The organism is Ruegeria sp. CDSC054, assembly GCF_059610645.1.
The window spans coordinates 1-24,033 of sequence record NZ_JBXWOA010000007.1 but is presented as its reverse complement, the minus strand read 5'-3'; the positions used below and the strand labels follow the sequence as shown (position 1 = coordinate 24,033).

25 protein-coding genes are annotated in these 24,033 nt (G+C 59.1%); 13 read left to right on the top strand and 12 right to left on the bottom strand.

Annotation, left to right across the window (positions count from 1 at the left end; translation table 11 throughout):
- Positions 1-4: 4 nt before the first annotated feature.
- Positions 5-1,051: an MBL fold metallo-hydrolase gene (locus AC2FGC_RS14385; RefSeq protein ID WP_496725788.1), complete on the bottom strand. Its 1,047-nt coding sequence runs from the start codon at positions 1,049-1,051 to the stop codon at positions 5-7.
- Positions 1,051-2,754 carry an acyl-CoA dehydrogenase family protein gene (locus AC2FGC_RS14380; RefSeq protein WP_496725787.1) on the bottom strand — a complete coding sequence of 568 codons (1,704 nt, stop codon included), beginning with the start codon at positions 2,752-2,754 and terminating at the stop codon, positions 1,051-1,053. Before AC2FGC_RS14380 ends, AC2FGC_RS14385 begins: the two co-directional genes overlap by 1 nt.
- A gap of 137 nt (positions 2,755-2,891) precedes the next feature.
- Here AC2FGC_RS14380 and AC2FGC_RS14375 point away from each other — a divergent pair, with 137 nt between their 5' ends.
- On the top strand, positions 2,892-3,842 hold the full coding sequence (locus AC2FGC_RS14375; RefSeq protein WP_496782684.1) for an L-threonylcarbamoyladenylate synthase: 951 nt from the start codon (positions 2,892-2,894) through the stop codon (positions 3,840-3,842).
- Here AC2FGC_RS14375 and AC2FGC_RS14370 read toward each other — a convergent pair whose 3' ends face one another.
- Entirely contained in the window at positions 3,843-4,397 is a 555-nt protein-coding gene (locus tag AC2FGC_RS14370) for a YqgE/AlgH family protein (RefSeq protein WP_109312945.1), read from the bottom strand.
- Positions 4,398-4,542: 145 nt separating this feature from the next.
- Here AC2FGC_RS14370 and AC2FGC_RS14365 point away from each other — a divergent pair, with 145 nt between their 5' ends.
- A complete protein-coding gene (locus tag AC2FGC_RS14365; RefSeq protein ID WP_496725785.1) occupies positions 4,543-5,349 on the top strand; it encodes a protein-disulfide reductase DsbD domain-containing protein in 807 nt (268 codons plus the stop codon).
- A 13-nt stretch (positions 5,350-5,362) separates the two neighbouring features.
- Positions 5,363-5,782 (top strand): NUDIX hydrolase, encoded by a 420-nt coding sequence (locus AC2FGC_RS14360; RefSeq protein ID WP_058273587.1) that lies wholly within the window; start codon positions 5,363-5,365, stop codon positions 5,780-5,782.
- Here the strand turns inward: AC2FGC_RS14360 and AC2FGC_RS14355 are convergent.
- The 6 genes from AC2FGC_RS14355 to AC2FGC_RS14330 form a co-directional block, all read right to left on the bottom strand.
- Entirely contained in the window at positions 5,779-9,177 is a 3,399-nt protein-coding gene (locus AC2FGC_RS14355; RefSeq protein ID WP_496725784.1) for an efflux RND transporter permease subunit, read from the bottom strand. The two genes, AC2FGC_RS14360 and AC2FGC_RS14355, sit on opposite strands and share 4 nt — an antisense overlap.
- A gap of 5 nt (positions 9,178-9,182) precedes the next feature.
- On the bottom strand, positions 9,183-10,637 hold the full coding sequence (locus AC2FGC_RS14350; protein ID WP_496725783.1) for an efflux RND transporter periplasmic adaptor subunit: 1,455 nt from the start codon (positions 10,635-10,637) through the stop codon (positions 9,183-9,185).
- Positions 10,638-10,743: 106 nt separating this feature from the next.
- On the bottom strand, positions 10,744-11,286 hold the full coding sequence (gene moaB, locus AC2FGC_RS14345) for a molybdenum cofactor biosynthesis protein B (RefSeq protein WP_496725782.1): 543 nt from the start codon (positions 11,284-11,286) through the stop codon (positions 10,744-10,746).
- A gap of 6 nt (positions 11,287-11,292) precedes the next feature.
- Positions 11,293-11,913 carry a LysE family translocator gene (locus AC2FGC_RS14340; protein WP_496767633.1) on the bottom strand — a complete coding sequence of 207 codons (621 nt, stop codon included), beginning with the start codon at positions 11,911-11,913 and terminating at the stop codon, positions 11,293-11,295.
- Positions 11,910-12,509, bottom strand: coding sequence for a metallophosphoesterase family protein (locus AC2FGC_RS14335; RefSeq protein ID WP_496725780.1), 600 nt, complete (start codon positions 12,507-12,509; stop codon positions 11,910-11,912). The genes AC2FGC_RS14340 and AC2FGC_RS14335 overlap by 4 nt, the downstream gene beginning before the upstream one ends.
- Positions 12,506-13,273: a uracil-DNA glycosylase gene (locus AC2FGC_RS14330; RefSeq protein ID WP_496782771.1), complete on the bottom strand. Its 768-nt coding sequence runs from the start codon at positions 13,271-13,273 to the stop codon at positions 12,506-12,508. The genes AC2FGC_RS14335 and AC2FGC_RS14330 overlap by 4 nt, the downstream gene beginning before the upstream one ends.
- Positions 13,274-14,032: 759 nt before the next feature.
- Here AC2FGC_RS14330 and AC2FGC_RS14325 point away from each other — a divergent pair.
- From AC2FGC_RS14325 to AC2FGC_RS14295, 7 genes are all read left to right on the top strand, one after another.
- On the top strand, positions 14,033-14,968 hold the full coding sequence (locus AC2FGC_RS14325) for an aspartate carbamoyltransferase catalytic subunit (RefSeq protein ID WP_170562579.1): 936 nt from the start codon (positions 14,033-14,035) through the stop codon (positions 14,966-14,968).
- Positions 14,965-15,483, top strand: a complete 519-nt coding sequence (locus AC2FGC_RS14320) for a hypothetical protein (protein WP_496725777.1) — start codon at positions 14,965-14,967, stop codon at positions 15,481-15,483. Before AC2FGC_RS14325 ends, AC2FGC_RS14320 begins: the two co-directional genes overlap by 4 nt.
- Positions 15,468-15,854, top strand: a complete 387-nt coding sequence (locus AC2FGC_RS14315; protein ID WP_496725776.1) for a hypothetical protein — start codon at positions 15,468-15,470, stop codon at positions 15,852-15,854. The genes AC2FGC_RS14320 and AC2FGC_RS14315 overlap by 16 nt, the downstream gene beginning before the upstream one ends.
- The gene (gene pyrC, locus AC2FGC_RS14310) at positions 15,851-17,131 is read left to right on the top strand and encodes a dihydroorotase (protein WP_496725775.1); all 1,281 of its coding nucleotides are present in this window, start codon (positions 15,851-15,853) and stop codon (positions 17,129-17,131) included. The genes AC2FGC_RS14315 and pyrC overlap by 4 nt, the downstream gene beginning before the upstream one ends.
- Complete coding sequence (gene plsY, locus AC2FGC_RS14305) at positions 17,131-17,736, top strand: glycerol-3-phosphate 1-O-acyltransferase PlsY (RefSeq protein ID WP_496782682.1); 606 nt, start codon at positions 17,131-17,133, stop codon at positions 17,734-17,736. Before pyrC ends, plsY begins: the two co-directional genes overlap by 1 nt.
- Positions 17,733-17,999, top strand: coding sequence for a hypothetical protein (locus AC2FGC_RS14300; RefSeq protein ID WP_282169849.1), 267 nt, complete (start codon positions 17,733-17,735; stop codon positions 17,997-17,999). The genes plsY and AC2FGC_RS14300 overlap by 4 nt, the downstream gene beginning before the upstream one ends.
- Positions 18,000-18,194: 195 nt before the next feature.
- Positions 18,195-18,668 carry a YHS domain-containing (seleno)protein gene (locus AC2FGC_RS14295; protein WP_058273690.1) on the top strand — a complete coding sequence of 158 codons (474 nt, stop codon included), beginning with the start codon at positions 18,195-18,197 and terminating at the stop codon, positions 18,666-18,668.
- 92 nt (positions 18,669-18,760) lie between these two features.
- Here the strand turns inward: AC2FGC_RS14295 and AC2FGC_RS14290 are convergent, their stop codons facing one another.
- Entirely contained in the window at positions 18,761-19,744 is a 984-nt protein-coding gene (locus AC2FGC_RS14290; protein ID WP_496725773.1) for a quinone oxidoreductase family protein, read from the bottom strand.
- 191 nt (positions 19,745-19,935) lie between these two features.
- Between AC2FGC_RS14290 and AC2FGC_RS14285 the strand changes: the two genes are divergently transcribed.
- Positions 19,936-20,793: a DUF2189 domain-containing protein gene (locus AC2FGC_RS14285; protein WP_109313012.1), complete on the top strand. Its 858-nt coding sequence runs from the start codon at positions 19,936-19,938 to the stop codon at positions 20,791-20,793.
- Positions 20,794-20,828: 35 nt separating this feature from the next.
- On the opposite strand, the gene AC2FGC_RS14280 is transcribed toward AC2FGC_RS14285, so the two are convergent.
- Together AC2FGC_RS14280 and AC2FGC_RS14275 are read right to left on the bottom strand one after the other, a co-directional pair.
- Positions 20,829-21,815 carry an NAD(P)H-quinone oxidoreductase gene (locus tag AC2FGC_RS14280; protein ID WP_496725772.1) on the bottom strand — a complete coding sequence of 329 codons (987 nt, stop codon included), beginning with the start codon at positions 21,813-21,815 and terminating at the stop codon, positions 20,829-20,831.
- Between the two features lie 55 nt (positions 21,816-21,870).
- Entirely contained in the window at positions 21,871-22,563 is a 693-nt protein-coding gene (locus tag AC2FGC_RS14275) for a COQ9 family protein (protein WP_496782680.1), read from the bottom strand.
- Positions 22,564-22,674: 111 nt separating this feature from the next.
- Here AC2FGC_RS14275 and rpsU point away from each other — a divergent pair, with 111 nt between their 5' ends.
- Both rpsU and AC2FGC_RS14265 read left to right on the top strand, forming a co-directional pair.
- The gene (gene rpsU, locus AC2FGC_RS14270) at positions 22,675-22,881 is read left to right on the top strand and encodes a 30S ribosomal protein S21 (RefSeq protein ID WP_005614280.1); all 207 of its coding nucleotides are present in this window, start codon (positions 22,675-22,677) and stop codon (positions 22,879-22,881) included.
- A gap of 292 nt (positions 22,882-23,173) precedes the next feature.
- The coding region (locus tag AC2FGC_RS14265; RefSeq protein WP_496782677.1) for a CAP domain-containing protein at positions 23,174-24,033 on the top strand (860 nt) is incomplete at its 3' end.

The following is a 24,033-nucleotide window of genomic DNA, read 5'->3' as shown; positions in this document are numbered from 1 at the left end:
AGCTTTACCCTTTGCGCTGAAACTCCCACGCCCCGTCCGCGCGGCGCGTCCGGGTGACAGCTCCAATGTGGTAAAGATGGTTCAGATGTGCAACCGCTTCGACCAGCGCAAGCCCATACTCGCCACCGCTGATCTGCCGTTTGAACAAGGGCATGAAACATTCGGCAGCGGTCTTTGGCTGGTCCAAATACTTTTCCAAACGATCCAATGCGCTGTGGTGATTGTCGATCAGTTGCCTCATCCGGATGGGCAACCCGGTGAATGGCAACTTATGCCCGCCCAGCGCCAGATGATCGGGTCGCGCCAGCCCCTGAAGCCGTTCGCAGGCCTCAAGCCATTCAGCAACCGGATCCGCCAGAGGTTCGGTGACATAGACACCCAGGTTGGGACTGATCGAACTGAGGATCTGATCGCCGGTGATCACCAGATTGTCGTTTCGGCTCCAGAACGTGGCGTGTTCTGGTGCATGACCATTGCCCATATGAACATCCCAATCGCGCCCACCCATGCGGATCACACTGCCTTGTTTGATCCGAGTGAAACCCAGTGGCATCGGATAAACAGTGTCGCAATAATTGAACGGGCGCTCGGCCATCCGCTTGGCCAGAACGTCGGGCGCCATTCCTGCACTGCGGTAATAGTCTAGCGTCTCCTGGGGCCAGCTTTCCTGAACATCCAGCTGTAGCATCCGCGAAAACAGCCAGGCCGTTCGCGACGCCACCAATTCCACGCTATGTTCGGATTGGAACCAACCCGCATTGCCCACGTGATCGGGGTGATGATGAGTCACAACCACCCGCGTGATCGGCTTGCCAGCCAACGGGCCTGCCATCAGCTTTTCCCAGATGCGCCGTGTTTTGTTCGACGACATTCCTGTGTCGATCACGGTCCAGCCGTCGCCATCGTCCAGCGCATAAATGTTAACGTGATCCAGCGCCATGGGCAGCGGCAAACGCATCCACAGAACACCTTCGGCAATCTCGGTCGCCTCGCCCTCGGCCGGAGGCTCTGACCAGGGATATCTGATCGCCAAAGGGGTATCTCCGTCCATCAGGATACAAACTCCTCAGCGCTGAGCCCGAATACATCATCTGCCCCGTTCTGTGCTTGAACAAGCAGCCCAGCATATTCAGGCAACAGCGCGTTAATGTAATACCGGGCCAGCTTAAAGCGCGGGCCACTCGGTTCAGCCAAAGCCGACTTCAGGTGGTAATGTGCACCCAAAACGCGGGCAAAGGCATGCAGATAGGGCAACGCCCCGGCAAACCGGTTGTTCATATCAGACTGCGCCACCATCCACTCGGTCGTCTCGCGCAAGCTTTCGGTCGCTTCCCAAACCGGGCCAGCCAGTTCGGGCATGGTCGCCCGGGCCTGTTCTGCATGATCTTCGATCTCATCCAGCAGGCGCGCGGCCGCCTCTCCGCCATCCATCATCTTGCGCGCCACCAAATCCATCGCCTGAATACCGTTGGTGCCTTCGTAGATCGCGGTCACGCGGACGTCGCGATAATACTGAGCCGCACCGGATTCCTCGATGAAGCCCATACCGCCATGGACCTGAACACCGGTCTCAGATACGCGCATTCCCGTCTCGGTGCCAAAAACCTTGCCAATCGGCGTCAAAAGAGCGGCACGAGACATCCAATCGGCGTCGCCCGTTGCGTTGGCCATATCGATGGCTGCGGCGTTGGCCAGCATAATCGCACGCGCAGCGAAAGTGTCAGCACGCATGCTCATCAACATCCGACGCACATCCGCGTGGTCGATAATGGTGCCCGAGGGAGTTTTGCCCTGTTTCCGCTCCAACGCATAGGCCAGCGCGTGCTGATAGGCACCTTCGGCTGCACCCACACCCTGACCACCGACGCCCAGACGCGCGTTGTTCATCATGGTGAACATCGCGGCCATGCCGCCATGTTCCTTGCCTACAAGCCAGCCTTTGGCACCGTCAAACTGCATCACGCAGGTTGGTGAGCCGTGCAGGCCCATCTTGTGCTCGACCGATACGACCTTCAGGTCATTGGCCACACCGGGATTGCCGTTCTCATCTGGCAGCAGTTTGGGCACCAGGAACAGCGAAATACCCTTGGTTCCGGGAACGCCATCGGGCAGGCGCGCAAGTACCAAATGGCAGACATTCTTAGCAAAATCGTTGTCACCCCATGAGATAAAGATCTTCTGCCCCGTGATGGCATATGTGCCGTCACCATTCGAGATCGCTTTTGATGTCAACGCCCCCACATCTGACCCAGCCTGCGGCTCGGTCAGGTTCATCGTCCCCGACCATTCACCCGCCATCATCTTAGGCAGATAGAGCGCCTTGAGCTCATCGCTGGCGTGATGTTCCAGAGCTTCGATCTGGCCCTGTGTCATCAGCGGCGCAAGTTGCAGCGAAAGGCAGGCGGCAGACATCATTTCATTCACGGCGGTGGTCAACGTCATCGGCAGACCCATGCCGCCATAATCCGGATCACCACTCATTCCGACCCAGCCGCCTTCGGCTATGGCTTTCCAGCAATCAGCATACCCGGTCGAGGTACGCAGCACGCCGTTTTCCAAGCGCGCGGGCTCAAGATCACCGGGGCGTTGCAGAGGGGCCATTACCTCTTCGCACAGTTTTCCGGCTTCGGTCAGAATGGCACTGACCACATCGTCGCTGGCTTCCGAGAATTTCTCGGTGGCAGCGATCCTGTCATAATTGACCGCGTGGCGGAACAAGAATTCATAATCAGAGATTGGGGCGCGATATGGCATGTCTTCCCTCTAGGCTGTCTGATTGCGTTTACGCCGACGGGCTTGGAATTTCCACCGCCCACCTTTATGCATCTGGGTTCCACCGATTAGGTATCGGTCCAAATGCTATACGCAATCAAAACGCGGCGTCACCACCAATGATCCCCAACGGCACTCTGACATTAAACGCCGATCCTGCCGGAATCGCGCAGGCGGCAGACTTGCTGCGCCAGGGTCTTCTGGTGGCTTTCCCGACCGAGACGGTCTACGGCTTGGGCGGCGATGCCCGTAACGGAGAAGCGGTGGCAAGCATCTATGCCGCCAAGGGACGACCCAGCTTCAACCCGCTGATTGCGCATGTGGCTTCGGTCGAAGCAGCCCAGCGGTTCGTGACATGGTCCGATCAGGCAGAGGCTTTGGCAGGGGCATTCTGGCCCGGACCGCTGACCCTGGTTCTGCCACTGCGACCGGATCACGGGATTTCATCGCTGGTAACGGCTGGGCTGGACACGCTCGCGGTGCGGGTTCCTGCCCACCCCGCAGCGCGTACGCTGCTGTCCGAATTCGACGGCCCGGTCGCCGCGCCTTCGGCCAACCCATCCGGACAAATCAGCCCAACGACCGCCGCGCACGTCCTGTCCGGGTTGAATGGGCGCATTGCCGCGGTGCTGGATGATGGGCCTTGCGGGGTCGGGTTGGAAAGCACCATCGTGGGCGTTGCGGGCGAGCCTGCCCTTTTGCGCCCCGGCGGTGTTGCGCTGGAGCAGATTGAGGCGGTTCTGAAAACTCAATTGCACCACCACCAGCCGGGTGATGCGCTGAACGCGCCCGGTCAGTTGCAATCGCATTATGCGCCGGACGCGCCCGTTCGTCTGAACGCCAGCACCGCCCAAGGCGACGAAGTTCTGCTGGGGTTTGGCGCGGTAGACTGCGATCTGAACCTGTCAGCGAAAAGTGATCTTGCCGAGGCCGCTGCCAACCTGTTCGCCGCGCTGCACAGCCTGAATGACACTGGCAGACCAATTGCTGTGACGCCCATTCCGATACATGGTTTGGGTGCGGCCATTAACGACCGCCTACGCCGCGCCGCAGCCCCGCGTAACGGCTGATTAGGCGCGTCCAGACTCGGCTGACAGGATCAAGGGATCAACGCCCAAAGTCGCAAGCGCACCTCCCCATTTTTCATCATCAGCTACATCGAAGACCAGCTTGGACGACGCCTCGGTCGTGAGCCAGCCGTTCATCGCTATCTCATCCTCAAGCTGCCCAGGTCCCCAGCCCGAATAGCCCAGCACCAAAGTGGAGTTCAAAGGCCCGCGCCCCGAGGCAAGATCCTCGAGGATATCCAGCGTTGCGGTCATGCTGAACTCATCCGTGATGTGCATGGAATGCAAGTTCGCCTCGTAATCCGAGCTATGCAGGACAAAACCACGCGACATCTCAACCGGGCCGCCGAAATGGACCAAACGTTCACCCACGACCGGAATCCGGCAAGGGATGTTGAGCTGACTCAACAGAGTTTTCAGCCGCAGATCCGAAGGTTTGTTGATAATCAACCCCATAGCACCATCTTCGCCATGGCTGCACAGGTACACCACCGAATGATCAAAACGCGGATCGCCCATGCCGGGCATCGCAATCAACAGTTTTCCGGTAAGATCCATGGGCGGACATCTCTTAACAGGTCTGTTTCAACAATGACCCTTGCTCACCCGGAATGGCAAGGGATCAGCACACATTTCCGCAGATTTCATCCTAGTGACCGGAACGTGACTTGGAATCTGCGCCGCAACCGCGCATTTATGAACCATGAGCGTTAAAAAGATATTGTCGGCGATCGCCCTTGCCATCGGCGTGGCCTTACCTGCGGCAGCGCAGGTAAAAGGCCCTGTTGCTGAGTTGGACATTCTGGACGGCGGACGTACAGCGAAGGGTACATATTTGAGCGCCGTGCGCGTGACGCTGAAAGACGGTTGGAAAACCTATTGGCGTGCGCCGGGGGATGCTGGAATCCCACCGGAATTCAACTGGAACCGCTCGGACAATGTTGGCGATGTGTCGATTACGTGGCCCGCACCGGATGTCTTTGACCAGAACGGGCTGCAATCGATCGGCTATGAAAACCAACTGGTTCTGCCGGTCGAGATCACGCCGAAAAACCCGGCGCGGCCCGTACGGCTGCAAGGAACAATGGATCTCGGCGTCTGCAAGGATGTCTGTATCCCCGAACAACTGGAATTCGACCATACTCTGGACGCAGAAGCCGGGCGCAACCCGACCATCGCCGCAGCGCTTGCCCAGAGACCCTTTTCTGAACGAGAAGCCAACGTGGCCCAGGCAAGCTGTCACCTGTCGCCAACAGCCGACGGGATGCAGATCGAGGCACGGGTGACAATGCCTTCTGCCGGCGGGCGCGAGGTTGCGGTGATTGAGCCGGGGAACCCTGCGCTGTGGGCATCGCAGACCGAGACAACGCGGACCGGGAATACTCTGATCGCAACCTCTGAGGTGATCAACGCAACAGGCGGGCCATTTGCGCTGGATCGGTCGGAAATTCGTATCACCGTGTTGGGTGCAAATCACGCAGTCGACATTCGGGGATGCAGCGCAAGCTGAGCCCGGTGATTTCATGACACAAACCCCGAAAATCGGCGCTTTGGCAGTAGTCCTGCATCAGGACCAAGTGCTGCTGGTTCAACGCAGCAAGCAACCTGATGCTGGGCTATGGGGGTTTCCTGGGGGTCACGTGGAATGGGGCGAGACTGTTTTGCAAGCCGCGCAAAGAGAGCTGCGCGAAGAAACCTCGGTCATTGCAGACCCACAGCACTACTTAGACAATCTTGATTTGCTGCGCTGGAACGAAAACGGCGACGTCCAGACACACTACCTGCTGGTAGGCGTGGCCTGTCAGTATCAAACCGGCGACCCCATTGCAGGTGACGACGCGCTCGATGCGCGTTGGTTCCCTGTGGATCAGATCCGCCGCGGCGAACTAGAGATGAGCAACCGCGTCATCGATCTGCTGGAAACCGCCCTGCGCCGGACTTAGGTCGCGGGCCTTTTGAGCCGGGTATAAAGCAAGCCTGAGACTGCCACGCTGAGGAACAGTATCAGCGCGGCACCTGTAACGAATGCGCCCAAGCCCATCCGAAGAATAGCCATGCCTTCCTCGCCCGCATAAAGCCCGGACAAGAACCCGATGGGCGCGCCGTAAATTGCGGGCCACACCATCGTGACCGTAAACCATGAAAGCAAGGCGAGGCCCGAACACGCCAACGTCCCCTGCACCACACGGTCCGGGGCACGTGCCGCCCGACGCATCGCGGTCATTGGGCGAGACAGATCGTTCAGAATTGCAAGCAACGCCGGGACTAGCAGCAGGACCAGCAACATTCCAAAGCCCAGCCCATAGACCAAAGTAATGACTGTGGGTTTGAGAAACTGCGCCTGCTGCGACCCTTCATACAGTAACGGGGTCAGCCCCAGAACCGTGGTCAGCGTCGTCAGCATCACAGGCCGCAACCGGTCTGCGGTGCCTTCAACTATCGAAGGCACAAGCCCGCGCTCTTTCTGGTAGTCGTCGATGGTCGTCACCAAAACAATCGAGTCGTTGATGATGATCCCCGTCATCCCCAGCAGACCAACGACCGTGAACATGCTTAGCGGAACCTCCCACAGGTAGTGCCCCCAGATCGCGCCGACCAACCCAAATGGGATAATCGCCATCACCACCAGTGGCCGCGTCCAGCTGGCAAACACCCAGGCCAAAACAAGATAGATGCCCGTCAGGCACAGGATCAGGCCAGTGCGCGCCTCGGACAGGAACTCGTCTTCCTGTTCGCTCAGACCGGCCATCCGCCATTCGACCTGTCGTTCCGAGGCGATTTTCGGCAGGATTTCCTCGCCCATGGCACGTGCAATCTCAGCCGCGCGCGTCGGGTCATCTTCCGAGATGTCGCCATTCACCGATATCACCCGCAGGCCATTTTCACGCCGGACGGTCGAGAAGCCGGACTTTCGCTCGACCGACACGATATCGGCCAACGGCACATACACTCCATCGGGTGTACGCATCAGAGTGCGCTCCAGGAAATCGGCGGTCAGCTCTCCTTCGGGCAGTTCAACCCTGATCTCGGCACTGCGCGGGCCATCCGGGAAGGTCGCCGCCTCGATCCCGTTCAACCGGTCGCGCAACACGCGCCCCAGCGTTTCGATCCTGAAACCCAGCGACTGACCCTGCGCTGTCAGGTCCAGAATGTACTCTTCCTTGTCATAGGCAAGATTGTCTTCCAGCGCCGAAACTTCAGGGTATTTCGAAAGCTCGGTCTGCAAGTCCTCTGAGGCGGATTTGAGCGTGTTCACATCCGCGCCATAGAACTGGACATCAATGGCATCACCACCGGGACCCGACCGCCAACCGCGGAAACTGAGCAGTTCAACCTTCGGGTGGCGCGGTACAAAATCTTGTAGCTCACCCACAAACTCAAAGCTGGAATAGGGGCGCAGATCCGCGTCGATCAGCTCGATGGAAATACCACCCAGCAAATCTGCGTCTTTTCCATCAGCGGCCGCCAATCCCCAACCTGCGGACCCGCCCACCTCGGCCAGCACATAGTCGATCGGGTTACGACCGTGGCGGTCTTCATAGATCTGGCCCAGCTCTTCGGTCGCCCGCTGCAGCTCATGCATCATGGCCACAGTCTCGGCGCGGGTGGCGCCTTCGACCATTATGAAATTGCCCGTAACTGAACCGCGCTCGGGTGCGTTGAAAAACCGCCAGTTCACATCACCTCGAATGAACAGGGCAACCTGGCTGGCCAGGATCACCACCATCAATGCGACCACCACATAGCGCGCCCAGACGACCCAGGCGATCAGCGGTCGGAACAGATGATCGCGCACCCAGCGGAACCCGCGATTGACCACGCGATTGGGCAGGTCATACCAGTGCTCTTTGGTGGAATGCGCGATGGCGTGCGCCATGTGGTTCGGCAAGATCAGGAAACATTCGATCAGCGACGCAATCAAAACCGCGATAACGGTAAAGGGGATGTCACGGATCAACTCGCCAAACCGGCCGCCGACAAGGGTCAGGCCAAAAAAAGCGATCACTGTCGTCAGAGTCGCCGCAAAGACCGGCATCGCCATGCGCCGCGCCGCGCGTTCAGCGGCCACCATTGGGGCCTCACCTAATCGGCGCGCGCGGAAATCGGCATGCTCACCCACGACGATGGCGTCATCCACAACAATGCCCAATGTGATGATCAGGCCGAACAGGGACACCATGTTGATCGACAGCCCGCCGATATACATGAAGGCAATCGCGGCAGACATGGCAACCGGAATACCTGCTGCGACCCAAAAGGCAATCCGCGCGTTCAGGAACAGAAACAGCAAACAGACAACAAGGCCCAATCCGACGAGACCATTGTCGACCAGAATATCCAGACGATCGGTGATCGCCTGGGCGCGGGTTCGGATCAATTCGATCGTCACCCCTTCGGGAACGCTGGCTTGCATTTCCTTTACGACGTCTTCGACGGTGTGCTGAATTTCGATCGCGTCACCTAGATTCGAGCGATCTACGCGCACGGACATCGCCGGATTTTCGCCCACGAAGTAGCTGCGATTGCGATTGACCCCCTCCACACGGATCTGCGCCACATCACCCACCAGCAACTTGGATCCATCCGCAAAATTGCGCAGGGCGATGCCTTCGATTTCCTCGGGCGTGCGCTTTTCCGTGCCTGTGCGGATACGGGCGTTCGCGCCAGTCACATCACCCGCTGGGTTTGCGTTGACCTCAGCCGCTACGGCCGATGCGACCTCGGACAGTGTGATGTCGTTGGCAATCAGTTGTGCGGTCGGTATCTCGACCACGATGCGTGGCGCGGCAAGCCCCCGGATTGTGGTGCGCGTCACCCCGACCGCGAACAATCTGTTGATCAACTCGTCCGTGAACTTGGCCAGTTGATCAGGATCGACAGGCCCTGTCACAACCACATCTGTAACCCGATCCCGCCAGGCGCCCCGCCGGATTGTCGGTTCTTCGGCATCGTCGGGCAGGCTGGTTACACTGTCGACGGCAGTCCGGACCTCCTCGACAGCGCGGGACATGTCCCAGTTCGGCTCGAACTCCAGCCGAATGCTGGCGCGCCCCTCGCGCGAGGTTGCTTCGGTGCTGGCGACACCCTCGACCGCCAGCAAGGCAGGCTCGAGCACCTGAATGATCCCGTTGTCCACATCTTCGGGACCAGCCCCATCCCAGTCCACACTCACGTCGACACGTTCCAGAACCACATCGGGAAAGAACTGCGCCCGCATATTCGGGATTGCCGCCGCACCCAGTACCAGCATCACCAGCAGCAGCAGGTTTGCCACCGTTTTGTGACGCGTGAAGTAACTGAGGATGCCGCCTGCCGCGCTGGGGATCTCGCGCATCATGGCGCTTAACCCCCTGCCCGGTTTTCAAGCCGCTGAACTAATGAGGCCGGTACTTTGGCCTCACTCAATTGGCCCAGAACCCGTTCTTTGACGTCCTTTGGCATTCGCGTACTGGCCTCGACCTGAGCCACCAGCCGGGCGCGCTGTTCCTCGGACAGCTCAACCAGATCCGGTGCAGCCCCGGCGCTGTCATCTATCCGCAGGGGCCGGACACGTACGCCCGATCCCAGTAGAGGTGTCCGGCCGATCACGACCTCACGCCCCACCAGCCCATCGCCGCGCAGCAAAACCTCATCGCCCTGGCGCCGGATCAGTTGCACCGGAAGCGCTTCGAGCCTGTCATTTTCATCCAAAACCAACACCGTTCCGACCGCATCCAAGGCCGACGATGGCAACCGCACTACGTTGTCCAACGGTTGTTCCTGCACGGTGACAGTAACAAAGTCACCCGGCTTGAACCCCGACGCCTCATCCAGTCGGGCATAGATCAAACGCCCGGTCTGCCCTTCGCCCGCCGATCCGCTGTCGCGGCTAATGCGGCCTTGTGCGGTCAGGTCGGTGCCCGTGACCTCAAGCGAGATTGTCACCGGTGCGTCGATCAGATCACCGGCTGCGTCCAGCAATCGGACGTATTGCGCGGTTGAGACGCGGAATGCCACCTCCAACGCATTGGGGTCGACAAGTTCCGCCAGCTTTTCGTTCGCGGACACCAGCCGTCCTTCGACCAGCGTTACATCCGTCAATGTACCCCCGAACCGAGCGCGGATTGTCATATCATCCAGATCGCGTTCAGCAGCCTCAAGCGCAATGCGGGCTCGTGACAACAGGGTGGTCGCCTGATCGACGCGGGATTCTGCCTGAGCCAGCGCAATCCGCCGCGCCAGCACGGCCTGCTGCGCAGCTGCTTTTGCAAGCTCTGCCTCTTCCACAGATGCTGCGGCCCCGACGCCACGTGTCTGCAAATCCTGCTGACGCTGCAGGGCGCGACCACGCAGCTCTGCCTGTGCCTCGGCCGAATTCAATTCATCCTGCGCCAGCAGCAGCGACCGCTCCGCGTCACGCTCTTCAAACTGCGCGTCCAACAAATCAGATTTTGCCCGGTCCAACGCGGACTGGGCGTCTGCGGGATCAAGTTCAACCAGGACTTCGCCTGTTGTTACCACACCGCCATCTTCAAAATCTTCGGCCAGCCCGACAACACGCCCGCCCAGCGCGGCGCGCAGTTCTAACCTGCGACGGCTTTGAACCTCGCCAAAGGCTTCGAGATATGGGGTGACGGTTTCCAATTCCGCGGACCGAACAGAAACGGCAAAGACACGCTCGCGCGTCTGCGGTGCGGATTCTTCCCGCGTCAGAACGTCTTGCACGGCACCCGAAATCATCTGCGCAGCCACAAACAACAGGGCCACCGTCAACGACGTCAAAAAGACTCCAACAAGGCTTTGCCTCAGAAATCGCATATATAAATCACCCCGGTTGCATCAGGCTGCCATTAGCAAAAGGTAGCTGGGCAGCAAAAAATGCCAAGCCACAAAGCGGTTATGATCGGTTTAACGTGCGACCAGTCTACTTCCGTCGCAAATGTTCGTCCAATCTGGGCATTATTTCGACGAAATTGCAGGGACGGTGGCGATAATCGAACTGTTTCTCCAATATCCCGTCCCAGGCGTCCTTGCAGGCACCGGGACTGCCGGGCAATGCAAACAGGTAGGTGCCACCGGCCACCCCACCCGTCGCACGTGATTGCACGGCCGACGTACCAATCTTTTCCATGGATATGATTGTGAACACGGTGCCGAAAGCCTCGATTTCCTTCTCATAAACATCGCGATGCGCTTCGACCGTTACGTCGCGGCCCGTCAAGCCCGTACCACCGGTCGAAATCACCACGTCTATCTCAGGATCCGCGATCCAGACACGTAACTGTTCGGCGATCTGGGTGCGCTCATCCTGTATGATGCGGCGATCGGCAACCCTGTGCCCTGCTCCTTCGATGCGATCAACAAGTGTCTGGCCGGATTTGTCCTCATCCATCGACCGCGTATCCGAAACGGTAAGCACGGCGATACGGACCGGAATGAAGTCTTTGGTCTCATCAATGCGCGACATGTTTCCTCAGGCCCTTTCCAAGATGGCAAGCCGGATGGCGAGGGCTGTGAAGATCCCCCCGGTCACCCAGCCCATGATGCGTGAGGCGCGCGGGTTCGCGATCAGCACCCGCCCCGCACCACCGGCAAATATTCCAACAAGCCCGTTCACCACAAATCCGCCCAACGCAATGATGGACCCGAAAATCAGGAACTGCAGCAGGATCGATCCCGCCGCCGGGTCTACGAATTGCGGAATGAAGGCCAGTACGAACAGAATTACCTTGGGATTGGTCAGGTTCACCACCAGCCCGTCCCGGAATGCCAATTGGGTGGGACCGGACGGAGCATCCGCAGAGACCGCCCCATTGCGAAACGCCCCCCAGGCGAGATACAGCAGATAAGCAACACCCATCCAGCGGATCACATCGAACAGCCAGGGCATCGTGGCCACCGCCGCTCCTAGACCAAGACCCGCTACCAGAACGTGAACCATCGATCCGGCGGAAATACCTGCGCTGGCGGCGATTGCAGGCCGCGCCCCGGACCGCAGCCCCTGCCCAAAGCAGAACATCATGTCGGCCCCGGGGGTCAGATTCAGGGCAATTGCCGCCGGGATAAACGCCAGCAGTGTAACTGTATCAATCACGTGGTGACCTCGAACCAATTTACCGTGGGGCCAAGATTGGCGATCTGCGTCACGCCGATTGCGCCTCGGTAGCCCCAACTGTCATGGATATGGCCACAAAGGGCAATTTGCGGCTGCAACCGCTCGATTGCGTCACGGACCGCCACCGAACCTACCGCATCGCCCGTCGATGTAAGATCGCCGTGACCCTTGGGCGGAGAATGGGCAATCAGGATGTCAGCCCCTTCACACCGGTCCAGCAACTCAGCCGCTTCGGGGTCCGTCAGATCACAGGACCACTCACCGAATGGTGTCACCGGCACGCCGTAACCAAGGCCAAACAGACGCAGCCCATCCACGGTCATGCCTGTGCCGTGCAAAACATGCACGCCTTCAGGCGCAGCGTCGGTCAGTTCACCTGCACTTTCGGCATTGCCCGGAACCAGAACCAGCGGCGCATTGATACCAGAGAGCATCGCCATCGCGTCATCCAGCCCTCGCCGCATGTTGCAATAATCTCCGGCTCCGATAACCAGATCAGCCTCATCGCTGGATGCAACGACGTCTGCGGCACGGTTTCGCGCCATATGCAGGTCCGAGAATGCGAGGATTTTCATGCCTTGCCCTCCAGCCTTGCTTTAAGTTCCAGCAAATCAGCCCATGCCTGCCGCTTCATCTGTGGCTGTCGCAGCAGATATGCAGGATGGAACATCGGGATAGCCGGCAAGTCCATCGCCTGATCCCACTGACCCCGAAGCCGCGTGATCCCCCGTTTGCCCAGAACAGCCTGACAGCTGATATTGCCCATCACCACCAGAACCTCGGGTTTGGCCAAGGCCACGTGCCGTTCGAGAAACGGCTTCATCATGCCAATCTCTTCGGGCTTGGGATCCCGGTTCTGCGGCGGACGCCAAGGCAGGACGTTGGTGATATAGACGTTTTCGGTTCGGTTTAGATCAATTGCCGCCAGCATCCGGTCCAACAACTGACCGGCGCGTCCGACAAAGGGCTTGCCCTCGCGGTCTTCATCGCGCCCCGGAGCCTCTCCGATAATCATCACCCTCGCACCCGGGGTGCCGTCGGCAAAGACCAACTGCCGCGCACCGCGCTTCAACTCGCAATGATCAAACGCGTCCATAGCCGCCTGCAACTGATCGAGCGTCCCTGCAGCCTGTGCCGCAGATTTCGCAACCGCAACCGGATCAAGCTGCTTGGTTTTTTCTGGTGCGGACTGGGCCTTTGCGGGTTTCTTGGCTTTGGGCGCGGAATCCGGCAACGCATAGCGATCCACCGGTGCATCACCGATCGCATCCGTCGCACCCAGTTCGATCTGCCATTCCAGCAGGGCGCGGGCAGTATGATAGTCCAAAGCCGATTCCATAACCCTCAATCTAACCACCTTTTGAAGGAGGGAAAGCGAATAGGCCTTGATTGGTCGGTCCGTCGCACCGACCATTGGCGTATTCATGTTGTTTGTATTGCGATTCTTTCTCATCAGTTTGCTGCTGACCATGCTCAGTGGCCCGGCCTCTGCGCAGTTTCAGGACCGATACGGGCAGTGCCGTGCCGGTCAGTTCAAATGCGGCAGTACCTGCTGTTCGGGCGGCCAAAGATGCAGCTTTGACGGGAACTGCATTCCGCTGGGCGGCACCTATTGCGGTGGCGGCAGAACCTGCGGCCCATTCGAGCGCTGCGTGGCGGGCGGCACCCGGTGCGCCCCAGCCGGGCAAAATAAGTGCAGATCGCGTCTGGATTGCCCCGGCGGTAGCATCTGCAACGCGCGCGGGGAATGCGAGAAGATAACGCCCGACATTCAGGAACTGCCTTCTCTAACGTGTGACGACGGTCGCATTTGCGGATCCGGATCGTCTTGCCTGCCGGGTGGCGGATGTACACGCCCTGGCTGGTATCTTTGCGAAAAAACCGGGTCTCAGTGCCGTCAGGGATTCAAATGTTCAAAAAACCAGGGATGTGTTCCTGTTAAGGCCATCGACTGCGGATACGGCAAGTGGTGCAAGCCCGGCGAACAGTGTCTGCCCGAAGGCGGGTGCGAGAAACTGCCAGAAGGATCTGATCCTTAGGTTGCCTTGGGCTGCGTGGCTTCTTATAAGCGGCGCGATTGTCAGACAGGAGCCCGCCAATGCGTTTCGCCCATCGTCACCTTCTTGGCATCGAACACCTGTCGCAATCCGATATCACTGCCATTCTCGATCTGGCCGAGAAATATGTCGACATGAACCGCCAGTCGACCAAGCATTCCGACGTGCTGTCAGGGCTGACGCAGATTAACATGTTCTTCGAGAACTCGACCCGCACGCAGGCCAGTTTCGAAATCGCGGGCAAGCGGCTGGGCGCGGATGTGATGAACATGGCGATGCAGGCCAGTTCGATCAAAAAGGGCGAGACGCTGATCGACACAGCGATGACGCTGAATGCGATGCACCCTGATCTGTTGGTGGTGCGCCACCCCCATTCCGGCGCGGTCGACCTGCTGGCGCAGAAGGTGAATTGCGCGGTGCTAAACGCAGGTGACGGCAAGCACGAACACCCGACGCAGGCTCTGCTGGACGCGCTAACCATTCGCCGCGCCAAAGGTCGCCTGCACCGGCTGAACATTGCGATCTGCGGCGATGTCGCTCATTCCCGCGTTGCCCGGTCAAACCTGATCCTGCTGGGCAAAATGGAAAACCGCATTCGCCTGATCGGGCCGCCGACATTGGTTCCGTCGCAATTCGCAGATTTTGGGGCCGAAATTTACGACGACATGAATGAAGGTCTAAAGGACGTCGACGTCGTCATGATGCTGCGCCTCCAGAAAGAGCGGATGGACGGCGGCTTTATCCCGTCGGAGCGGGAATACTACCACCGCTATGGCCTCGACGCTGCGAAACTGGCACAGGCCAAACCCGACGCCATCGTCATGCACCCCGGTCCGATGAATCGCGGGGTCGAGATTGACGGAACACTGGCAGACGACATCAACCGGTCCGTTATTCAGGAACAGGTCGAAATGGGCGTCGCCGTTCGTATGGCCGCAATGGAACTGCTGGCCCGCAACCTTGGTGAGGCCGCATGAGTGATCTGAACGTCGCCCCACATGAACACGGCGTCCTGCGCTTATTTCAACTCGGCATGCGCCCGGAAGAGGCAAAGTTCCTGCACGAACCCGGGGCGGCAGACCAGATTCTGGGTGTCGAGGGTCTGGATCTGACCCAGATCGACGTATTTCCTGTCTCGGACCTCGAGGAACTGGGTCTTTTTGGCTATCTCAACGAAGGGTGCGGCGTCCCTAAAGATCAGCTGGACCGGGCAGCGCTGGAAAGCATTGAAGGCTGGGTCATGGTCGTGCGCAGTGCTGCGTTTCAGGGACGTGCCGCCACTTTGCAACCGGACCCCAAAGTGCACCTGATTGGCCTTTACACTGAAGAGGCGACAAACTGGACCGGTGGAGCAATTAAAGCAGAAAGCGCGAAACCCTTCTCGGCCCCGCAAACCCCGCCAAAGGACGACAAACCCGGCCGTATTGGGTCGGCCATGCTGGCAGTGGTGGCGCTGGTGGTCATCGGAGGCATCCTGTGGCTGATCCTGTGACGTTCACCCCCGACAAAGGCGCGTATATCCGCACGAATACATGGCTGGCCGCCGGGGCCATGGCTGTCGCGATGATCGTGCTGTGGCTGGTCGGAAACCCCTACGTCTGGACCGGGGCGCCCGCGGGTCTTGCGGCCGTCGCCTTTCGCGCATGGTACCTGGCCTCAGAAGAACTGACCACCACATGGCAGATGACGGACACCACCCTAACCGGCCCGGGCCCGCGCAATGTGGCGCTGAACCAGATAGAGGCGGTCAACCTCATGGGCAGTTTTGTCCAGATCGTCACCAAGGGTGGCGACAAGCATCTGATTAAATATCAGGCTGACCCCGCAGCCACCAAAGCCGCCATCGAAAGAGCAATGGGATGAACAACACTATTTTCACCAACGCCCGCCTGATCGACCCGGAAACCGGCACCGACAGCCCTGGCTGGCTACATGTATCCGATGGTAGGATTACTGCGCGCGGCGAAGGGGTTGCTCCGGCGTCTGCGGCGCAGGTCGTCGATTGTGGTGGGCAATGCCTTGCCCCCGGTATCGTCGATATCGGCGTCAAGGTCTGTGAACCGGGTGAGCGGCACAAGGAAAGCTATAAATCCGCCGGTCTGGCCGCCGCCGCCGGTGGCGTGACCACGATCGTGACGCGCCCCGATACCAGCCCTGCCATCGACACGCCGGAAAGTCTGGAGTTCGTCACACGCCGGGCTCAGGCCGACACGCCGGTCAACGTCCTTCCAATGGCCGCGTTGACCAAAAGTCGCGAAGGTCGCGAGATGACTGAGATCGGGTTCCTGCAGGATGCGGGTGCCGTGGCCTTCACCGATTGTGATCACGTGATCGCCAACACCAAGGTGTTTTCCCGCGCCCTGACCTATGCCCGAGCCTGCGGCGCGCTGGTCATTGCTCACCCGCAAGAATCCATCCTCAGCAATGGTGCCGCAGCCACCAGTGGTAAGTTCGCCGTGTTGCGCGGCCTGCCCGCTGTTTCGCCAATGGCCGAGCGGATGGGGCTGGATCGCGACATCGCTCTGCTTGAGATGACCGGAGCCGCCTATCACGCGGACCAGATCACCACCGCCCGCGCCCTGCCCGCGTTGGAACGGGCGAAGCGGAATGGTCTGGACATCACCGCAGGCACGTCAATCCACCACCTGACGCTGAATGAACTGGACGTGGCCGACTATCGCACCTTCTTCAAGGTCAAGCCGCCGTTGAGATCCGAGGATGACCGACAAGCGGTGATCGAAGCGGTGCGGACCGGCCTGATTGATACGATCAGTTCCATGCACACGCCTCAGGATGAGGAAAGCAAACGCCTGCCGTTTGAAGAGGCGGCCTCCGGCGCGGTAGCGTTGGAAACCCTGCTGCCCGCCGCCTTGCGTCTGTATCATGCCGGGCAGTTGGACCTGCCGACACTGTTCCGTGCAATGGCCCTAAACCCGGCGAAAAGATTAGGGCTGGACAGTGGCCGTCTGTCCGAAGGCGCGCCTGCGGACCTGGTGCTGTTTGACCCGGATGTGCCCTTTGTGCTGGACCGGTTCTCGCTCAAATCCAAATCTCAGAACACACCGTTTGACGGCCAGCGCATGCAGGGTAAGGTCACCGCAACTTTCGTTGCAGGACAAGAAGTTTTCCGGAGACCCTGATGCCGATCATCGACAGCACAATGACCCAGCTGATCCTGTGGGCGGCACTTGGATATCTGATGGGATCGATCCCGTTTGGCATGGTCATGGCCAAGGTGATGGGGCTGGGCAACCTGCGCAACATCGGATCGGGCAATATCGGCGCAACCAATGTTTTGCGGACAGGCAACAAGACCGCCGCTGCCCTGACCCTGATCTTCGACGCCGCAAAAGGCGGAGTTGCCGTACTGTTGGCGCGTGCACTGGCGGGCGAGGATGCTGCGCAGATTGCCGCGCTGGCAGCACTTTTGGGCCATTGCTTTCCGGTTTGGCTGGGATTTAAGGGCGGCAAAGGGGTTGCCACGTTTCTGGGGATCTGGCTGGCGTTGGACTGGCGCGTCGGTGTGGCCTGTTGTTTGACTTGGTTGGTTGCTGCTGCAGTCTGGCGCATCTCATCCCTTGCGGCACTTGCGGCGGTGGCAACGTCCACTATCTGGGCCCTTCTGCTGACAGGTTCGCAAACGCTGCTACTGGCTGGCGTCCTGACCCTGTTGGTCTATTGGCGCCACAGCGCGAATATTGCCCGCATCAAATCCGGCACTGAACCAAAAATCGGGCAGTCTTGAGCGCCCCGAACGCCTTCCTTACCGCTTTTTTTGCCATCCCCAAGGGGTCATCGACCGGGCGTGCCCACGGCAGGCGGTATATCGTCAGTCGAACGGAATTTTCAGACGGCAAGTCGCAGAAACTTGTCGCACGCGCACTGGACGGCAGCGACTACATCAGCCTGAACCTTTATCTGACCAAACGCGGATCTCTTCTTCGCCCCTGCGAAATGCCCGCGGAAAAAGTCACCGAATTCGTTTTGGATCTGACGCCCGATACCTAAGGCCTACCCTGCATTTGTGAACAATGCCTCTTCGCCCCTGCACATTCACAATTGATTGCTTTGAACGTGATGAGCCGCCTGCCCACTTGGGTTCCGTGACGGCCAATTGCGGGTCTCACGGACAAAAAAACTCTTGGGTCGTCTGGGCGCAATTTTCTGCGCCACGTGGCGGCCCCTTCACGAAAGGTGAAAACAATGAACAAGTTCAAATCTCTTATCGGCGGCGTCGCTCTGTCTGTTGCCATTGCAAGCTCGGCTCTGGCCGCTGGTGTTGAACTGAACGCAAGCTCGACCGGTCTGGCCATGCAGGGCTATGATCCCGTTGCCTACTTCACCGCTGGCGAGCCGACCAAAGGTGACTACCGCATCACCACACTGCACAACGACGCAATGTATCGCTTTGCCAATGAAGAAAACAAAGCCGCGTTCGAAGAAAACCCCGAGGCCTACCTGCCTGCATATGGCGGCTATTGCGCATTCGGCGCTGCGATGGGCTTCAAGTTTGACGGTGACCCGACCTACTGGAAGATCGTCGACAACAAGCTGTACCTGAACCTGTCGCAAGACATCCAGCAGCGCTGGGAAGGTGACATCCCTGGTTTTGTCGAACAAGCCAGCGCCAATTGGGAAACTATCGCGGACAAAACACCGGCGGAACTGCAGCAATAATTTCTGACATTCCTAATAAAGGCGGCGGCAGAGTATTCTGCCGCCGCTTTTCGATTCAAGATCAACCACTAACGGGCCGGGTTCAGTCGGTCTTACGGTTCAAGAACCGTGCTGCCTGTGGTTTGACGCGCTTCAAGAACCCGGTGCGCCTCGGCTACCTGATCCAACGGGAACCGCTGATCGATGTGGATTTTGACCTCACCGCCTTCGACCTTGCCGAAAAGCCGCCGTGCCATTGCCTGACAGACGGAAGGGTCGGCGATATGGGTAAACAGGGTCGGTCGAGTGATTTTCAAGGATCCTTTCTTGCCCAGAATCCCGATATCCATCAAAGGAACCGGCCCTGAGGCATTGCCGAATGAGATCATCATTCCCAAAGGCTTCAGGCAGTCCAGCGAGCCATTGAACGTGTCCGCACCGATGGAATCCATGACTACATCCACGCCCTTGCCGCCGGTGATTTCGGCCACTCGATCGGCAAAGTTCTCAGTTCGGTAATTGATGCAATGCGCAGCCCCGTTGAACTGCGCAAGGCTGCATTTTTCGTCTGTTCCGGCTGTTCCGATCAGCGTGATGCCCTCGGACTTGGCCCATTGGCAGGCAATCAGACCAACGCCACCAGCAGCCGCGTGAAACAAAACCGTGTCACCCCGTTTCAAAGGCGTTGTCCGGTGAAACAGATACTCGACCGTCATCCCCTTGAGCATCATCGCCGCAGCCGCGTCAAAAGAAATCCCTTCGGACAACGGACATACTTGCGCCGCTGGCATCACGCGCGCCTCACAGTAGGCCCCGGCGGGTGCTGCGGCATAGGCCGCGCGCTGGCCCGGTTTCAGATGGGTAACACCTTCGCCAACGGCCTCAATCACACCTGCCGCTTCCATGCCCAGCGCGTGCGGTAAATCCATCGGGTACAACCCGGTACGCTGGTAGACATCAATGAAGTTCAGCCCACTGGCCCGGTGGCGGATGCGAACCTCGCCGGGTCCGGGGTCGCCCAAGGACCGGTCTTCGATCTTTAAAACTTCGGGGCCGCCGTGTTCGTGAATGACGACGGTTCTTGCCGTTTGCTGCATGCTGACCTCCTGTTGCCTGACGCCAAGCTAACACGACTGTGAAACAGGGCAATTGGAAGGTTTTTGCCGCCACGCAACCACAGCGCGAAAAACTGTGCTATACTGGGGTCTGAGCGTTGCCGGCTGGTCCGGCCAAAGGCAACCACCGCCGGATTCAACCCGTTGCGCACTGGCAAAGGGAGGGGATCAAGATGGCCAAAACAATAGGAAATCCGATCAGTTGGGCCGCCCGAAACATCGGCGCGACCGGCGATCATATTACCGAAAGCGTGCACCATATCGGCAGCGCGGACACCCGGCATCTGCCACAGGTGCAAACACTGACGATGCAGGACCTGAAGGCCTGTTTGCAGGCCGGGTACAATGATTTTCTGGAAACACGGGCGGATGCGATTTTCATCATACTGGTTTACCCGATCGCAGGTCTGCTGATGTTCGGGTTCGGCCTAAATCGCAACATGGTTCCCCTTCTGGCACCGCTGATCATGGGTTTCGCACTTGTCGGCCCGATCGCAGCCGTGGGCCTTTACGAAATCAGCCGTAAACGCGAGCAAGGCGGCGAGGTGCATTGGCTGGACGCCTTGGGCGTCTTCCGGTCCCCGTCCTTTGGAGCAATTCTGGCCTTGGGATTCTATCTGGTCATGCTGCTGCTGATTTGGCTGATGGTCGCGCAGAGCATCTATGTGCATACGCTTGGGCCGGATCTGCCCACCTCACTCGGGGCTTTCGTGACTCAGGTGTTCACCACGGGCGCAGGCTGGTCCATGATCATTTTCGGCAATGCGATCGGGTTTCTATTCGCGCTGGTCGCATTGGCCATGAGCGTCGTCAGCTTTCCATTGCTGCTAGACCGTCCAGTCGGTCTGCCTGTGGCGGTCGTGACGTCGGTCCGGGTGTTGCGGCATAACCCCGGGGTCATTTTGGCATGGGGATTCATCGTAGCGGCCCTGTTGATCATCGGAGCCATCCCGATGCTACTGGGGCTGATCGTTGTCATGCCAGTCCTGGGCCATGCAACCTGGCATCTTTACCGCCGCGCAGTGGTCTGATCGGAAAAAGCGCGGGATTTACCCGCGCCAGAGTTTTAACCAGCGACCTTGAGGACAATCTTGCCGATGTGACCCGAGCTTTCCATCCGCGCATGGGCGGCTGCCGCCTCGGCCAGATCAAACTCACTGTCCATGACGGGGGCCACCTTCCCAGCCTCCAGCAATGGCCAGACAGCCTCGCGCAAATCCTGCGCAATCTTTGCCTTTGCCAGATCGCTTTGCGGGCGCAGGGTGCTGCCAGTAAGGGTCAGGCGTTTGACCATCATCATTGCAAAGTTCAATTCGACCTTCGGCCCTTGCAGGAAGGCGATCTGAACCAGACGCCCATCTTCGGCCAAGGCTTTGACGTTGCGGGGGATATAGTCGCCACCAACCATGTCGAGGATCAGGTTCGCCCCACCTTCGGCGCGCATGACGCCCACAAAATCCTCATCCCGGTAATTGATCGCCTTCTCGGCGCCAAGGTTCACACAGGCCTCGCATTTCTCAGCAGATCCGGCGGTTGCAAACACCCGCGCACCAAACGCGTTCGCCAGCTGGATCGCTGTTGTGCCAATGCCGCTGGACCCGCCATGCACCAGAAAACGCTCACCTGCCTTCAGACCGCCGCGCGTGAAAACGTTGGACCACACAGTAAAGAAGGTTTCGGGCAGACACGCGGCCTCTTTCATCCCAATTCCCGAAGGAACTGGCAGACAATGCGCAGCGGGTGTGGCCACATATTCCGCATAACCGCCACCGGGCAGCAAGGCACAGACCTGATCGCCGATGGCCAGACCATCGACCCTCGCACCAACGGCAACAACCTCGCCCGATGCCTCAAGCCCCGGCAAATCGCTGGCACCCGGAGGCGGATCGTATGCCCCCGCACGCTGCAGCGCATCCGGGCGGTTCACGCCGGCATAGGCCACTTTCAGGATCACTTGTCCGGCTTGCGGTTCGGGCACGGGGCGGTCCGTCAGTTGCAGAACATCCGGGCCACCGGGTTTGGTGATTTCGACAGCGCGCATCATCTGGGTCATGGGCAAATCTCCTTTGCCCAATGCCTAGCAGGCAATTTATGGAAGGCCCAGACGCTTACTTGCGTGGGTTCAGCATCCCCGGCAAATCGGCCCGCATTTTCACGGGTGGCTTCACCTGACCGGCCAGCCAGTTTGGAACTGCCAGAAACGGTTTGAACAGCGGGTTACCATTCACCTGCGCTTTGATCTTTTCGATCTGCATGACGTTGTCTATCCGCCGATCCAGAAACTCCCATGTTTTCTGGTGATCGGGGGAATCGTCGCCCAGCCAGAACAGCAGGGTCGAGGAATAGACGCCCGACAATGTCGCCCGTTTCGTGTACCAGTTCACATCGTTCGATGTATCGCCCAGCGTGTCCCAGATCAGATCACAGGTCTGCCACAGCGCTTTTGCCCCATCGGCTGCATGCGTAGGCAGGGAAAACAACGTCATGCCCCGTCGTACCAGTTCCTTGTCCGGAACGGCCTCAAGCCGGAAGCGAACTGCGGCAGCGATTCGCTCTCGGAACTTCAACTCGCTCAGGTCTGAGGACTTCAGCCGATCCTCCATCGCCGCGTCACCGCGCGCATGGAACGCAAGCGCCAAATCAACTGCGCCGCGCGGACAGATCGCGCGCGCCAGAGTGTCATCCATATCGCAATCTAATATAGCCGCGCGAAAGCTGGCTTCGGACCAGCCGTCAAACGGCACATGGATCAAGACTGCGTCCAAAAGCTGCTGTTTTGCATCTTCGTAAGTGGTGGTCATGGCGGTTCTCCGGTTCTCAGAGCCAGTACTAGACAAGATAGAGGCGCTTTGCTATACGGCCAACTCCTGCAATTTCCTTGCAACTCTATCTAGAAAGGTGGTGACAACCACATGCAGGTTAGTGTTCGCGACAATAACGTCGATCAGGCGCTTCGTGCCCTGAAGAAAAAGCTGCAGCGCGAAGGCGTGTTCCGTGAAATGAAGCTTAAGCAACATTTCGAGAAACCGTCCGAGAAAAAAGCGCGCGAGAAGGCTGAAGCGATCCGTCGTGCCCGTAAACTGGCACGTAAGAAAGCACAGCGCGAAGGTTTGCTCTAAAACCTCGCTCGTCCAGCTTTGGATGACACTATTTGACGACCCCCGAGGCATCGCCCGGGGGTTTGTCGTTTCTAGGGTCGGATGATTTACGCCGACTCGGACCGCCCACGCGCGACAAGCTGCCATTTCCCCCTCAGCAACATTTTGCCCGGCATTTTGCAGCGCAGCGAATCCCGTGTCGGTAGCACTGACCTGCCAAAACTCGCCTCTGAACACGCCATCCCTATCAACGCGACACCGAGCCTTTGTAACTGGCGCCGTCTACCACGACAAAAACCAATCGGAGGCAAAAATGTCGACTGCAAGTAGTATCGAACGAGAAATGCTGGCGCTTATCAACCAAGAGCGCACATCGCGCGGGCTGGACCCCCTACAGCTTGAAACGCGCCTGAACGACTCGTCCGAGGATCACAGCGAATGGATGCTGGAAACGGACAGGTTCAGCCACACCGGCTCGGGTGGCAGCAGCGCCACACAGCGGATGGAAATGGCCGGTTTCGATTTCTCGGGCAACTGGCGGTCAGGTGAAAACATCGCCTGGCAATCCGAGCGCGGCGCGCCCGGTATCAGCGATGATGTCGCGCAGCTTCATCAGAACCTGATGAACAGCCCCGGCCATCGCGCAAATATTCTGAACCCCGACTTCAAATATATCGGAATCGGAATTGAAACCGGCGACATGCAAGGTTTCGACGCTGTGATGGTGACGCAGAACTTTGCTGCCACCCAGGGTGAGGTCATGCTGGACAACGGATCCACTACGCCGCCGGCTCCGACACCACCGGTTGAAGAAACCCCGCAGCCCGAAGAGCCCGTGGCCGAAGTACCTGATCCCGAGGTTACCGAGCCAGAGGAACCCGTAGCCGAAGTACCTGACCCCGAAGTTACAGAGCCCGAGGAACCGGTGGCCGAAGTACCTGATCCCGAAGTCACCGAGCCCGAGGAACCGGTGGCCGAGGTACCTGACCCCGAAGTCACCGAGCCCGAGGAACCGGTGGCCGAGGTACCTGACCCCGAAGTCACCGAGCCAGAGGAACCGGTGGCCGAGGTACCGGAGCCAGAAATCACCGAGCCCGAGGAACCGGTGGCCGAGGTACCGGAGCCAGAAATCACCGAGCCCGAGGAACCGGTGGCCGAGGTACCGGAGCCAGA